Origin of the sequence: Hyphomonas sp., from assembly GCF_041398385.1 — a bacterium.
In the GTDB taxonomy this organism is placed as follows: Bacteria; Pseudomonadota; Alphaproteobacteria; order Caulobacterales; family Hyphomonadaceae; genus Hyphomonas.
This window is the reverse complement of record NZ_JAWKUW010000004.1, coordinates 212383-227067: the sequence shown is the minus strand read 5'-3', so window position 1 is coordinate 227067 and position 14685 is coordinate 212383. Positions and strand designations below refer to the sequence as shown.

The window sequence follows — 14685 nt, the reverse complement described above, 5'->3', positions numbered from 1 at the left end:
ATCAGCCGGCGACCTTGGTCCAGTCTTCGGAGTCGCAGACCCCCGCCGCACAGCCCTTGATCGAGAGCGCATCGCCGTCGACCTTGATCGTTCCGTTGAAGGTCATGAAGCCAGGCATGCCCGGATGCTTCATCTTCTTGCCCTTCCAGGTGCCGTCTTCGCGAAGCGTCATGCCGTGGCACATTTCAAAGCCGACTTTCTTGCCTGCGGTGATGGTGCAGAAGAGCTCGTTGCCGTTGAGCGAGACGTCCACCGTGTCGCCGTTCTTCCGGGTCCACTGGCCCACCGGCGCGGCCGTCTCATCGGCGGCCACTTCAGGGGTGTCCGCTGCGGCTTCCAGTTCCTGGGCCAGCGCGTCGGCTTCTTCCTGGGTCATCTCGGTTGTGACCTCGGTTTCTTCCTGAGCGATCGCTGCAGTCCCAAACCCCATGAGCACGGCCGCAAGCGCGGTCGCCTTCCAGACTTTTGTCATTGTTTCCTCCAATCCTGACGCCTGATGCATTATGGGCCGGAAACGGAGGGGCTTGTCGGCGCCTCTCTGTCCCGTTCCGGTGCGCCCACCGTGCAATTCAGATTTCCATAATACAAGGGAATTCTGATTCTCTAACTCGCGCAGGAAGGGGCGGAATGGGCGCAAATAATTGCAACCACGGGGAATTTCCGCGTGAAAATTCTTAACAGTCGGGGGAGGGAAAAGGTGGCTCCGCGAGTAGGACTCGAACCTACGACCGGGCGATTAACAGTCGCCTGCTCTACCAACTGAGCTATCGCGGAACAGCCGGAGAGGGGCTATTACCAGACCGCCCTCACTGTTCAAGCCCTCACTTGCTGTGAAAGCACAGAATCTGTCTGTAAAAGCAGCAGGACGCGCGCCTGCTGCAAGACAAAAAAAGGGCGGGAGAAATTTCTCCCGCCGAGGCGTTGGGTGATGGTGGGTGTCTCCAAGAGAAGACATGCACACCATCGCCGGAAATGGTTAACGAGTTCTTTCCGGCCATCGAAAATTTGGCCTGCCCCGCGCAAGTTTCATGAATCCATTATGAAAAGGAGGGGGTGGAGGCCCTGCCCAGGTGTTGAACCTGGGGTAAGCGGACTTTCAGGTCCGCCGCGTTGCTCCGCCACAGGGCCGTAGTGTCCTGAACAAAGCAATTCGCGTGCCACGCGAACCATCGTGGCGAATCGTCTGGCGTTGGGAAGGTCTGGAGGCCCCGGCCGGAATCGAACCGGCGTGCACGGATTTGCAATCCGCTGCGTCACCACTCCGCCACAGGGCCATGCCGGAAGAACGGGCTAACTAGCAACCTTCCAGTCTGCTTTCAATCTGCCGATTTCATGAGAACGAAGGTTTATCTCGCATTGCATGGCGCAATGCCCGTGCTAAAGGCAGCAGTGCCCCTTCACCGGACCCGGAAAGGCCTTTTCGATGATGAATTACGAAGCCGCGCGTGAAACCATGGTGGACACCCAGATCCGCCCGAATGACGTGACGGACCCGGCCATCGTCGCGGCTTTCCTGAAAACCCCGCGGGAGGCCTTTGTGCCGACGTCGCGCAAGTCGGTGGCCTATTCCGAACTCGAAATCGAAACGTCCGAGGCCCGTTCGCTCTGGACGGCCCGCGACACGGGAAAGCTGCTGCGCCTCGCCGGCATCCGCCGGTCCGACATCGTCCTGGTGATCGGTGCCGGCGCCGGCTACGAGGCCGCGCTCATCAGCCAGATGGCAGAGACGGTGATCGCGCTGGAAGAAACGGCCGCGCTCGTGGATGCCATGTCGGAGCGCTTCGCCGCGCTTGGGCTTGACCGCGCTGTTGCCGTTGAAGGCAAGATCGAGGAAGGCCTGAAGGATCAGGGCCCGTTCGACGTGATCTATGTCTGCGGCATGGTCGAAACCCTGCCGGAAGCATGGACCGCCCAACTTGCGGAAGGCGGCCGTCTCGCCGCTGTCGTTCTGGGCGAAGATGGTGTCGGCCGTGGTACGATCTTCACGCGGGCAGGGGACACGGCAAGTCCGCGCCATGGCTTCGATGCCTTCCCTCCGAAATTCAGCCAGTTCGACCGCAAGAAGGCGTTTGTGTTTTAAACTGCGCAAACACTGCCTGACGCGGCAGCGTTAAGACTCCTGAAAAGTGAACAATGTTCTCTGATGGGATCGTCCCTATATAACGGCCTTGTCCCCTTACGCGGCATCGGGAGCCCCCTCATGCGTACCAAGTTCAGAGTTCTGGCGAGCACAGCTATCGCGACCCTCCTTATTGCCGGTCACGCGTCGGCCGAGACGCTGGAGGACGCCATCGCGGGTGCCATCGCGACCAATCCGCAGCTTGAGGCGCAACGCGTTCAGTCGGAAATCGCCCGCGAAAGCCTTGAGCAGGCGCGGTCCCGCGGGCGCCCCACGGTAACGGCCGGCGCCTCTGCCGGCTACCAGTACACCGACACCAACTCACCCTTCAGCCTCAGCAATGGAGACTCGCAGGCGCTTTCGGCGCAGGTCCAGGCCGTCCAGCCGATATATACCGGCGGCCGGGTCGCCGCTGGCGTCCGGCAGGCGACCGCGGGAATCGATGCCGCCGAGGCGCAGTATGATGCGGCCGAACAGGATCTGATCCTGCAGGTCGTGACGGGCTACATGAATGTCCGCCGTGACCGCGAGACCGTTTCGATCCGCCAGAACAATGTCGATGTGTCGGCGGAACAGGTGCGCGCGGCGGAAGACCGTTTCGAAGTCGGCGTCGTGACCCGGACGGATGTTTCGCTGGCCAAGGCTCGGTATGAAGGCGCCCGCGCCTCGCTCGCCGGGGCCGAAGCCGCGCTGGAAACCAGCATTGCCAATTACACGCTTCTGACCGGCATCGTGCCGGCAGATCTGGCGCCGCCGCCGCCGGTCCCGATGCTGCCGGCCTCGCTCGAAGAAGCGACTCAGATCGGCCTTGAAACCAATCCTGACATGATCGCCGCGCGCCATTCCGAGCGCGCCGCCATGGAGGCGATCGAAGTCGCCAGGGCGCAGGGCCGCCCGAGCGTGAACCTTGTCGGCACCGCGCAGACACAGGAATCCTTCACGAGTGCGCGCAATGTGCAGCAGTCCAGCCTGTCTGCCGTGGCTCAGGGCTCCATTCCGATCATGACGGGCGGCCTGGTGAAGAGCCAGACGAAGGCCGCCCGGCTGCAGCGCGATCAGGCCCGCCGCCAGATCGACCTGCTCGACCGGTCGATTCGTGCCCAGGTCGCTGCGGCCTGGTTTGGCTATGAGGCGACTCAGCGGGCGATCGAGGCCTCGAAGCGGCAGGTCGACGCAGCCGAGATCGCCTATGACGGCGCCAAGGAAGAACTGGCCGTCGGCGTGCGCACGACTCTCGACGTTCTGGACCAGGAACAGCAGCTGTTCGAAGCCCGGCTGGCCGTGGTTCAGGCCGAACGTGATGCCTATGTGGCAGCGCATCAGCTGCTGCGCGCGACAGGACAACTCAGCGCACCCTTGGCGCAGTAGCCCGTTCGCTGTTAACTATATGAGCTATTTGTTAACCCAATCGCCGTAGCCATCAGGATGAGCAATCGCTGATAGGTAAGCAGATCAGGGGGCTATGATGGCCAACGAAGCGCATAAGGAACCGACGATGGAGGAAATCCTCGCGTCGATCCGCAAGATTATTTCCGACGATTCGGAGGGCGCGCCGGCGCCGGCTGCAAAGCCTGCCGCAGCGGCTCCCGAGCCGGTTTTCGCCAATGACGATCTCGATGATCTCGAAGAAGTCGAAAACGTGATGTTCGACGAGGACACCGAGGACGACGACTTTGAGGCGGTCGAGGAATTCGACGTCGAAAGCTTCGAGGAAGAGGAAGTGACGTTCGAAGAGGAAGAGACCGACACGTTCGAATCGCTCCTCGATGCGGCCCGTTCCGCCGAAGCCGAGCCGGAGCCCGAGCCCGAGCCGGCCCCCATTCCCGTTTCCCTGCGCCGCGCCCCGCCGCAGCCTGAACCTGCCCCTGTGGAGACCCCCATGACCGCTGCCAAGCGCCTCGATTCCTCGACCCTTACCGACGACACCACCGCCACGGCTGCCGCCGGCGCCCTGGGCAAGCTGCTCGGCAAGATGGACCTTGGCGGCGAGAACACGATCGAAGGCCTCGTCCGCGAGATGTTGCGCCCGATGATCAAGGAATGGCTCGATGAAAACCTTGCCCGCATCGTCGAGGACAAGGTCGAGGCAGAGGTACAGCGCATCGCCCGCATGGCGCGCTAGCCTCTCCCGCCAAAATGTTTATAGGGAAGGGCGCGCCGCCACCGGCGCGCCTTTTTCTTTTTCCGGACCCTGCCTGAACCGATGCTTGACCAGAGATTTGACCCCGCCGAAGCCGAACCGCGCCTGTACAAGGCCTGGGAAACGAAGGGCTGTTTCAAGCCCTCCGGCAACCCGGACGCGGAGGTCTACTCCATCGTCATCCCGCCGCCGAACGTCACCGGCGTGTTGCACATGGGCCATGCGCTCAACAACACGCTGCAGGACATCCTGATCCGCTTCGAGCGGATGCGCGGCAAGAACGTTCTCTGGCAGCCGGGCACGGACCATGCCGGCATCGCGACCCAGATGGTGGTCGAGCGCCAGCTGGCCGAGGAAGGCAATGTGAGCCGCCGGGACATGGGCCGCGACGCCTTCGTCGCCCGCGTCTGGGAATGGAAGGAACAGTCCGGCGGTTCCATCGTGAACCAGCTGAAGCGCCTCGGCGCCTCCTGCGACTGGAGCCGCGAGCGCTTCACCATGGACGAGGGCCTGTCGAAGGCCGTCACCAAGGTGTTCGTCGACCTCTACAACAAGGGCCTCATCTATCGCGACAAGCGCCTCGTGAACTGGGATCCGCATTTCCAGACCGCGATCTCGGACCTCGAAGTCGACCAGCGCGAAGTGAATGGCCACTACTGGCACCTGCGCTATCCGCTGGCCGACGGCGTGACTTATGAGCATCCGGTCAAGGATGAGGACGGCAACGTCACCGGCACCGAGACGCGGAACTATATCATCGTCGCCACGTCCCGCCCGGAAACCATGCTGGGCGATACCGGCGTTGCAGTGCACCCGGAGGATGAGCGCTACAAGGGCCTCGTCGGCAAGTTCGTGGAGCTGCCCATCGTCGGCCGCCGCGTGCCGATCATTGCCGACGAATATGCCAACCCGGAAAAGGGCTCCGGCGCGGTGAAGATCACCCCGGCCCACGATTTCAACGACTTCCAGGTCGGTGAGCGGGCAGGGCTGGCGAAGCTGAACATCCTCAGCGCTGTTGCTGCGATTGTTGACGGCGCCGAAGCGGACGCGGCCGGCATTCCGGCGGATTATCGCGGCCTCGACCGATTCAAGGCGCGCGAGAAGGTGATCGCCGATTTCGAAGCGGCGGAGCTGCTGGACCACATCGAGAATGTGAAGATCGAGCAGCCTTTCGGCGACCGCTCCAATGTCGTCATCGAGCCGTGGATGACGGACCAGTGGTATGTCGACGCCAAGACGCTCGCCCAGCCGGCCATCGCCGCCGTGCGCGAAGGCAAGACGAAATTCGTGCCGGAAAACTGGGAGAAGACCTATTACAACTGGATGGAAAACATCCAGCCCTGGTGCGTCTCCCGCCAGCTCTGGTGGGGCCACCGGATTCCGGCATGGTTTGGCCCACCATCTGACGACGAGGGTTGCCGTTCTAAAACGAGCGGTCCGTTTAGGATTTTCGTGGCTCCTACGGCCGAGGAAGCAAAAGCTCAGGCAGAAGAATTCTACAAATGCCGCGTCAACCTTGGACCGGACAACACAGTTGGCTATCGAGCGGATCAGCCTGTAGGGCCGGGAAACCGATACACGGAGGTCGATCTTCAGCATGACGAAGACGTCCTCGACACCTGGTTCTCCTCCGCCCTCTGGCCGTTCTCGACGCAGGGCTGGCCGGACCAGACGGACGATCTGAAAACCTTCTTCCCGACGGCGACGGTGGTCACGGCCTTCGACATCATCTTCTTCTGGGTTGCCCGGATGATGATGATGAGCCTCGAATTCATGGGCGAAGTTCCGTTCAGGGACGCCTACATCCACGCCCTCGTCCTCGACGAGAAGGGGCAGAAGATGTCGAAGTCCAAGGGCAATGCCATGGACCCGCTGGACCTGATCAACGAGTACGGGGCCGATGCGCTGCGCTTCGCGATGAGCCGCCTCGCCGGTCAGGGCCGTAACATCCGCCTGTCGAAACAGGTGGTCGAGGGCAACCGCAACTTCGCAACCAAGCTCTGGAACGCCGCCCGCTTCGCCGAAATGAACGAGTGCGGCGCACCCGCCTGTATCGACTTCCCGACCGTCGAGAGCCCCGTCAACCGCTGGATCCTCAGCGAGCTCTCCACCTGCATCGCCGACGTCACCAAAGGCATCGAAGACTTCCGCTTCAACGATGCCGCAGGCGCCCTCTACAAATTCATCTGGAATACGTTTTGCGACTGGTATGTCGAGCTCATCAAGCCGCTGCTCGGCGGTATGGATGACGGCGCGAAGTCCGAAACACGCCAGGTCTGCGGCTACGTCCTCGATGAAACGCTGAAGCTGCTCCACCCCTTCATGCCCTTCGTCACCGAAGAACTGTGGGAGCGCCGCGCCACCGGCCGCACGGCCGAGCAGGGTTTCCTGATGATGCAGCAATGGCCGGCCTTCACCGGCCTCCACGACAAGGCTGCCTCGGATGAGATAAACTGGGTGATCGACCTCATCACGGAAATCCGTAGCCTGAGGAACGATCTCGACATTCCGGCGGGTACGAAAGTGCCCTTCGCGCTGGTCAATGCGGGTGATGAAATCGAAGCGCGCGCCATGCGGCATGAAGATGTCCTGAAGCGCCTTGCGCGCCTCGAAGACATCGCCATCACCGATGCGACGCCTGCCGGCGCTGTCACCCTCGTCTTCGGCGACACGGTCACCGCGCTGGTCATTGCGGACCTCGTCGATATCGACGCGGCCTGCAAGCGCCTCGACAAGGAACTCGCCCAGCTCGACAAGGACATCACGTCGACCGAAAAGAAGCTCGCCAATGCGGACTTCGTCGCGCGGGCGCCGGAAGAGATCGTCGAGGAGAACCGCGAGCGGGTCCGTGACTGGACCGCCCGGCGCGAAAAACTGCGTGCGGCAAGGAAAGGGCTTGAAGGGCTCTGACCTTATCGGCCAGTCTGTTCAGCAATGGACAGGAGGCTGACCCTTGACCCTGAAACCGCTTCTCGCGGCGGCGGCATTATTGCTTGCGGCCTGCGCGTCTGTGCCCATGCCCGCTCAAACGTCTGCTGACACGTCCGCGCCTCAATGGCGCCTCGCCATCCATGGCGGGGCCGGCGTCATCACGCGCGGCTCCATGACGCCTGAGCAGGAAGCGGAATTCCGCGCCGGGTTGGAGGCCGCGCTCGCCGCTGGCGCCGAGGTGCTGCGCAATGGCGGTAGCGCCGTCGACGCCGTGCAGGCGGCCGTCATCCCGATGGAAGACAACCCGATTTTCAATGCTGGCGTGGGTGCGGTGTTCACTGCAGAGGGCCGCCATGAGCTCGATGCATCGATCATGGATGGGCGGGACCGCAACGCTGGCGCCGTCGCCGGCGTCACCATCGTGAAGAACCCGATCCTCGCCGCGCGCGCCGTGATGGACAAGTCAGAACACGTCATGTTCGCCGGCGCCGGTGCGGACATGTTTGCCGTACACCAGGGACTGGAAATCGTCCCCAATTCCTATTTCGACACGGAGCGTCGCCGCAAATCGCTGGACCGCGTGCTGGACGAAATGGCCCGCACGGAGGCTGCTGACCGGCACGGCACTGTCGGCGCCGTTGCCATCGACATCCATGGCAATCTCGCCGCCGCTACCACGACCGGAGGCATGACGGCAAAGACGCCGGGCCGTGTCGGCGACTCTCCGCTCATCGGGGCCGCGACCTATGCCGAGAACGGCGTCTGCGCCGTGTCCGCCACCGGCCATGGCGAATACTTCATCCGCGTCGGCGTCGCCAAGACGATCTGCGACCGGGTAAAGCTCGCAGGCGAGTCTGTCGGCGAAGCAGCGCAGGTCGCACTCGACGAGGTCGCGGCGCTCGGCGGCGACGGCGGTGTCGTCCTGATCGACGCCCAAGGCCGCCCGGATTTCGTCTTCAACAGCGAAGGCATGTATCGCGGCTGGATCGACGCCACCGGTTCCTGGACGGCGATCTATGGCGATGACGAGGCGGTCGAATGAGCGGCGGAACCGCCCTCACCATCCGCGATGCTGTCCCTGCTGATCTCGACGCGCTGGTCGCGCTGTCGCGCAAGACCTTCTCCGACAAGTTCGCGCACCTGTACGATCCGAAGGAACTCGCCGCCTATCTCGAGACAGCCCACGCGCCCGGCTGGTATCTGGACATGATCCGCAGCGACGAGGCTCTGCTGCGCGTCGTGGAAACGGAAGGCGGCCGCCTCGGGGCTTATCTCCTTTGCAGCCCGCTCAGCCTGCCGGCCGAAGCGCCGCTGCCCGGAGCGGTGGAGCTGAAGCGCGTTTATGTCGACGGCCCGTTGCAAGGGCATGGCCTCGGCTCGCGTCTCGTCGACGAGGCGCTCGACTGGGCCCGCCGCTCCGGCGCGCCGGAAATGTATCTCAGCGTGTATGCCGACAATCTCGATGCCCAGAGGCTCTATGCCCGGCTCGGCTGGCGCAAGGTCGGCGAATTCATCTTCCATGTCGGACGCCACCAGGACCGCGAATTCCTGCTGTGCCGTGACATGCAATCGGACGCAATTTGATGCGTGTGGCCGCGACACGGAATGGTGTTTTTAGTCACGCCACAGTCAACTCCGGGTCATGGCCGCGTCGGCAATCCGGCCTTAAGTTGGGCCCATTACAGATCGGGGATGCGCATGACTGATCAGCCGGAAATCGATCCGACAATCCTCAAGGCCCTGCACGGATTGCCTTCGGATTTCGACGGTTTCGCCAAGGTCTTCCAGGATGAAATCCGCCCCGCACTACAGGCGCGGGAAGGCGAACGTGTAATGGCTGCTGCAAAAGCGCGGCAGGCGCGCTGGGTCGGCGCACTGATCGGCCTCGCGCTCGCGGCGGGTGGATTGGTTGCTATGCGCAACCCGTTTCCCGTCGTCGTTGGTGCGATCCTGGGCTTTGGCTACGCCAGCTGGGGCGCCCGCGACATCACTCGCCTCGGCAAGGAAGCCAAACTGCTCCTCGTCGAACCCGTCGCCCGCCAGTTCGGCCTGACATTCGCGCCTGACCCGGGGCAAGTACCGTCGATCTTCCGGCACCGCGAACTGGGTATCGTGCCCGGCTGGGACAGGTCGAACTATGAAGACCTCGTTACAGGGACGCGGTCTGGTGTCGATTTCGAGCTGTTCGAAGCGCACCTTGAGGAAAAGCGCACCAGTACGGACTCGAAAGGGCGAACGACGACACATTGGGTCACGGTCTTTCGCGGCCAGTGCCTGCGGTTTGCTTTTGACAAGCGGTTCTATGGGCGAACCCTGGTGACGCGCGATGCAGGCGTCTTCAATCGGTTCGGCGGCGGTAACGGAATGCAGCGCGCCAGCCTGGAAGACCCTGAATTCGAGAAGATTTTTGAGGTCTACACGACCGACCAGGTCGAAGCGCGATACCTGCTGACGCCCGACCTGATGCAGCAGCTTGTCGATCTCGAGCGGGCGTTCCATGGCGGCAAGCTCAAATGCTGCTTCGACGGGGGCGAACTCTACATTACGTTACAGGGCGGAGACCTGTTCGAGCCGGGCAGCATGTTCACGCCGCTCGACAATCCCGACCGTGTACGGGAGCTGCTCGACGATTTTGCTGCGCTCTTCCACATCGTGGATGTGACCAATGCCAATCGCAAGCGGATCCCGCGTCAGCCCTGATCCTGTTGCGGTTACGTCAAATCGGGCGAAGTCAGGGCAGCGATATTCAGGAAAGCTTCAGATAGCGGCCGCTAGGAAGATGCTGGAAGAAAGAAGGATATCGCCGGATGAACAGGATTATTGCCGCCGCCATCTTTGCACTTGCCGCACCGGTTGCGGCGGCTGATGCTGCGTCGGCGAAGGATCTTGCCCGTTGCCAGGCCATGTCCGCCACTTTCGGCCCGAAACAGGAAGACATCGCAAAGCTGAAGGAAGCGCGCGATGCCCAGGCTGAGATCGTCGAAGCCAAAGGCGAAGCCTGGGATGATGTCGAAGTCCTGCGCAATGCTTCGGCCGGGCACGCCGAAAAGGCGGATGTTGCAAAGGCCGACTACGAATCGGCGAGAAAAGAGCTCGCCCGCATGGAATTGGGGCTTCAGGCAAGCCTGTCAGCCCTGAATGCCGATATCGAAGCCTTCAATCAGTCTTGCGCCCAGAAAAAATAGGGGTTTTCTCCCAGACGATGCCATTTGGCGCTAACGAGGCCGCTTGTTTGTCAACGTTGACAAGCAGTGCGTGTTAGGTTCCTAGTTGCGCCAGAGCGGAAACAATAGTTGTTTGCGCTAACAAGAAGTCGGGCGCAAAGTCCGCCAGGGCAGTCCATAAGGGAGGAATGCGCGCCATGAGCGACGCAGTTACGCATGTAAGTCCGGCGAGCGCGGATGCGCGCATGTCCCAGGTTATCCTGGTCACCGCCGTTGCCACGATTGGTGGCTTCCTGTTCGGTTTCGACTCCGGCGTCATCAATGGAACGGTCGAAGGCCTGAAGGTTGCCTTCAATTCCGAAGACATCGGCACGGGGTTCAACGTTGCGTCCATGCTGCTCGGCTGCGCTGTTGGCGCCGCACTTGCCGGAACCCTGTCGGATGCCTTCGGGCGGCGCACGATGATGCTGGTCGCTGCCGTCTTCTTCATCATTTCGGCCTGGGGATCCGGGGTCGCGCATTCGTCCGCCGAATTCATCGTATATCGCGTGATTGGCGGCCTCGCCGTTGGCGCCGCCAGTGTGATGTCGCCGGCTTACATCTCCGAGGTTGCGCCAGCGCAGCATCGTGGTCGCCTGTCATCAATCCAGCAGGTCGCTATCATTACGGGCCTCTTCATCGCATTCCTCTCGAACTATGTGATTTCTCAATCGTCCGGTTCGGCGCTCAACATATGGGCTTTCGGATTTGAAGCCTGGCGCTGGATGTTCTGGATTGAACTGATCCCTGCTTTCATCTTCCTGTTCGCACTGCTGCTGATCCCGGAAAGCCCCCGCTTCCTGGTCGCCAAGGGCGGCACGGACAAGGCCAGAGCGGTCCTTGCGAGACTGTCCAATCCGGAAGCGGCGGACCTGAAGGTACAGGAAATCAAGAATTCTCTTAACAGCGATCACAAACCTTCAATCAGCGATGCCTTTGGCGGTGGCGCTGTATTCAAGCCTATCGTTTGGGTCGGGATCGGTCTTGCGACGTTCCAGCAGCTCGTCGGCATCAATATCATTTTCTACTATGGCGCTGTGCTGTGGCAGGCAGTTGGCTTCTCGGAAAGCGATGCCCTACTCACGAACGTGATTTCCGGCGCTGTTTCGATCCTTGCTGTGTTTATCGCCCTTGCATTGATTGACCGTATCGGGCGCAAGCCTTTGCTCTGGGTCGGTTCGATCGGCATGGCTGTTACGCTGGCGGTCGTTGCCTTCTGTTTCGCGAATGCCGTGACCATCGATGGAGCCGTCAGTCTGCCGGGCAGCTATGGTCTCATTGCGCTGTTGGCTGCCAATGCCTACGTGATCTTCTTCAACGCCTCCTGGGGCCCGGTCATGTGGGTGGCGCTTGGCGAGATGTTCCCGAACCAGGTGCGCGGTGCCGGTCTTGCGGTCTCAGGCTTCTTCCAGTGGGTGTCGAACTTCGCGATCACTATGACCTTTCCGATCATGCTCGCGACCAAAGGTTTCGGCCTGACGGGTGCCTACGGCTTCTATGCGGTTTGCGCCTTCATCTCGATCTTCTTCGTCCAGCGCTTTGTCCGCGAAACGAAGGGGCTCGAACTCGAAGAGATGCAAGGCTGATATCCGGACCCCCGCAGGCGTGCGCCGGCGGGGGCTTTTTTCGTAGCTGATTGTTGCAGCGCTCGGTGGGCGGCGCGCGCAGGCTGAGCTTTTGACCCACATATCCGGGTGGAGTCGTCCATGATCCGCACTATTCTCAAGACCAATCCTGTTTCGCGAACCGTTCTTGCTGCAGTCGCATTCGGACTTGCCGGATGCTCATCGATCGCACCTCCAGAAACAGGCGCTAAAACGATTGCAATCAGCAATACCCCGCTGCTCGCCCCCAACGATGTGTCGCTTCACCTGGAAGAGTGGCCGGAACTAGAGATGCCGACGCTCGATCCCGAAGTGGAGGCGCGGATCGACGCCATCATGGCGAAGATGACGCTGGAGCAGAAAGTCGGCCAAATTATCCAGGGCGATAACAGCAGTGTCACGTCGGAGGACGTCAAGAAATACCGGCTGGGCTCGGTACTTAGCGGCGGCAATTCTGGTCTTGATGGCAAGCCGTTTTCCGATGCGCGCGGATGGCTGAGCGCAGCGGACGCCTACTACAACGCATCGATTGATCCGGAGGGGGTGGAAATCGCAATCCCTGTTATCTGGGGCATCGATGCCGTGCACGGACATGCGAACCTGCTTGGCGCGACAGTGTTCCCCCACAATATTGGTCTGGGGGCGGCCAATGATCCGGACCTGATCGAGGAAATCACCCGTGTGACCGCGGCAGAACTCGTCGTTTCGGGGCATGACTGGACGTTTGCGCCGACGCTTGCAACGCCGCGTGACGACCGCTGGGGCCGAACCTATGAAGGCTTTTCTGAGTCGCCGGAGATTGTGGCCTCCTATGCCGACAGGATTGTGTACGGACTCCAGGGCCATCCCGGTGCGGAGGACTATCTGGGCGACGGCAAGGTCATTTCATCCGCCAAGCATTTTATGGCCGATGGCGGCACTTATGGCGGACATGACCAGGGCGACGCTAAAATAAGCGAAGATGAGCTCCGTTCGATTCACGCGCAGGGTTATGTGTCAGCGCTGCCTGCCGGGGTGGAAACGGTCATGGCATCGTTCTCCAGCTGGAACGGAACGAAGATGCATGGCAGCAAAGCCATGCTGACGGATCTTCTGAAAGGCCGGTTTGGATTCAACGGATTTATTGTCGGTGACTGGAATGGCCACGGACAGGTGCCGGGATGCACCAACACCGATTGCCCTCAAGCGCTGAATGCCGGTCTCGATATGTACATGGCGCCTGACAGCTGGAAGGGCATCTACGAGTCAACGCTCGCCCATGTCGAAGCAGGTGATATTCCCATGGAGCGTCTCGATGATGCCGTCAGGCGGATCCTCCGTGTCAAGATTGCCTATGGATTGTTTGAAAAAGGCGCACCGAGCACCCGACCGGGCGCAGGTGACGAGCAATTGCTTGGTTCGCCCGAACACCGAGAAGTGGCACGGCGCGCCGTAAGGGAGTCGCTCGTTCTGCTCAAGAATAATGGCGGCGTGCTCCCGCTGGCGGCAGGCCAGAAGGTGCTCGTGGTTGGGGATGGAGCGGATAATATCGGCAAGCAGTCGGGCGGCTGGACGTTGTCGTGGCAGGGCGGCGACTTTGACAATTCCTATTTCCCGAATGGCCAGTCTATACTGAGTGGAATTCGTGACGCCGTGCTCGGCGCAGGCGGTACGCTGGTCTATGATCCGGCGGGCGTCTCGGCGACGGATGCCGATGTGGTCATCGCCGTCTTCGGCGAAAATCCCTATGCCGAAGGCGTCGGCGATCTGAAATCGCTGGATTTCAAGCCCAATGGGTTCGACACAAAGAAGCTGGAAACCTACCGGGAGCGCGGAATTCCGGTCGTCTCGGTTTTCCTCTCGGGCCGGCCGCTCTGGGTGAACCCGGAAATCAATGATTCCGATGCGTTTGTCGCGGCCTGGCTGCCGGGAACGGAGGGCGGCGGCGTTGCGGATGTTCTGTTCCAGACACAGCCAGACTACGACTTCACCGGCCGCCTGTCATTCTCCTGGCCGGCGACCGCTGACTCGCTCCCTCTCAATAAGGAGGATGCGGGCTACGATCCGCTGTTCGCCTATGGATACGGCCTGTCCTATGCTTCAGCCAGCGACGACCTCGGTGACCTGTCGGAAGATCCGGGCGATGAACCTTCCGCGGATATCGACCTGATGACGATTTTTGCGGATGGCGAAGCCGGGGAGTCCTGGTCCGCAGTGCTTGTGGAACAGAATAGCAGCATCCCGATGGCCGGCGCTTCGATGACGCTCGGTGGACTGACGGTTGCTCGGACAGACTACCTGCGTCAGGAAGATGGCTTGTTGCTGACATGGTCGCCGCCGGGGGCTGGTCTCGCATTTACCGCCGCGCCAAATAGCCCAGTGGATTTGTCGGGGGCCGGCGAAATGTTTGATCTCGTCTTCATGGCTCGCTCGCCTGATAATCAGTCTGCGAACTTCTATATCTCAGGTGGATGCGATGTTCAGGGCATGTGTGCTGGGTCTGAGCGACTGAGCGTGAGCGGCGCAGAGTGGACGGAGTACAGGATTCCGACTGCCTGCATCGGAATGACGGACGTGAAGTCCGTGCCGATGGTTGCATATTTTGGTTCAGCTGAAGCCACGTCTGTCGCATTGGCCGGGCTCCGTCTTGAGTCCCGTGCTGATGGTGATGTGGCCTGTTTGGACTAGAAAGGCAGGCGTGGTGCGCCT

The 14685-nt window shown here is 61.4% G+C and carries 11 protein-coding genes and 3 tRNA genes; 10 read left to right on the top strand and 4 right to left on the bottom strand.

Annotation, left to right across the window (positions count from 1 at the left end):
- Position 1: 1 nt before the first annotated feature.
- The 4 genes from R3C13_RS10165 to R3C13_RS10150 form a co-directional block, all read right to left on the bottom strand.
- Positions 2–472 (bottom strand): hypothetical protein, encoded by a 471-nt coding sequence (locus R3C13_RS10165; RefSeq protein ID WP_371310705.1) that lies wholly within the window; start codon positions 470–472, stop codon positions 2–4.
- 226 nt (positions 473–698) lie between these two features.
- Positions 699–774 (bottom strand) — tRNA-Asn (locus tag R3C13_RS10160).
- A gap of 280 nt (positions 775–1054) precedes the next feature.
- Positions 1055–1128, bottom strand: a tRNA-Ser gene (locus R3C13_RS10155).
- Positions 1129–1200: 72 nt separating this feature from the next.
- Positions 1201–1274 (bottom strand) — tRNA-Cys (locus R3C13_RS10150).
- Between the two features lie 149 nt (positions 1275–1423).
- On the opposite strand from R3C13_RS10150, the gene R3C13_RS10145 reads away from it, so the two are divergent.
- The 10 genes from R3C13_RS10145 (at position 1424) to R3C13_RS10100 (ending at position 14664) form a co-directional block, all read left to right on the top strand.
- Complete coding sequence (locus R3C13_RS10145) at positions 1424–2080, top strand: protein-L-isoaspartate O-methyltransferase (protein WP_371310704.1); 657 nt, start codon at positions 1424–1426, stop codon at positions 2078–2080.
- Between the two features lie 120 nt (positions 2081–2200).
- A complete protein-coding gene (locus R3C13_RS10140) occupies positions 2201–3487 on the top strand; it encodes a TolC family outer membrane protein (protein ID WP_371310703.1) in 1287 nt (428 codons plus the stop codon).
- Between the two features lie 97 nt (positions 3488–3584).
- Positions 3585–4241, top strand: a complete 657-nt coding sequence (locus R3C13_RS10135; protein WP_371310702.1) for a DUF2497 domain-containing protein — start codon at positions 3585–3587, stop codon at positions 4239–4241.
- A gap of 81 nt (positions 4242–4322) precedes the next feature.
- On the top strand, positions 4323–7169 hold the full coding sequence (locus R3C13_RS10130) for a valine--tRNA ligase (protein WP_371310701.1): 2847 nt from the start codon (positions 4323–4325) through the stop codon (positions 7167–7169).
- 43 nt (positions 7170–7212) lie between these two features.
- Complete coding sequence (locus R3C13_RS10125) at positions 7213–8232, top strand: isoaspartyl peptidase/L-asparaginase family protein (protein WP_371310700.1); 1020 nt, start codon at positions 7213–7215, stop codon at positions 8230–8232.
- Positions 8229–8774 (top strand): N-acetyltransferase family protein, encoded by a 546-nt coding sequence (locus R3C13_RS10120; protein WP_371310699.1) that lies wholly within the window; start codon positions 8229–8231, stop codon positions 8772–8774. The genes R3C13_RS10125 and R3C13_RS10120 overlap by 4 nt, the downstream gene beginning before the upstream one ends.
- Before the next feature lie 114 nt (positions 8775–8888).
- Positions 8889–9890, top strand: a complete 1002-nt coding sequence (locus R3C13_RS10115) for a DUF3137 domain-containing protein (protein WP_371310698.1) — start codon at positions 8889–8891, stop codon at positions 9888–9890.
- A gap of 107 nt (positions 9891–9997) precedes the next feature.
- Positions 9998–10375, top strand: coding sequence for a hypothetical protein (locus R3C13_RS10110; RefSeq protein ID WP_371310697.1), 378 nt, complete (start codon positions 9998–10000; stop codon positions 10373–10375).
- A gap of 167 nt (positions 10376–10542) precedes the next feature.
- Entirely contained in the window at positions 10543–11979 is a 1437-nt protein-coding gene (locus tag R3C13_RS10105) for a sugar porter family MFS transporter (protein WP_371310696.1), read from the top strand.
- Between the two features lie 120 nt (positions 11980–12099).
- Positions 12100–14664 (top strand): glycoside hydrolase family 3 N-terminal domain-containing protein, encoded by a 2565-nt coding sequence (locus tag R3C13_RS10100; protein WP_371310695.1) that lies wholly within the window; start codon positions 12100–12102, stop codon positions 14662–14664.
- Positions 14665–14685 lie beyond the last annotated feature (21 nt).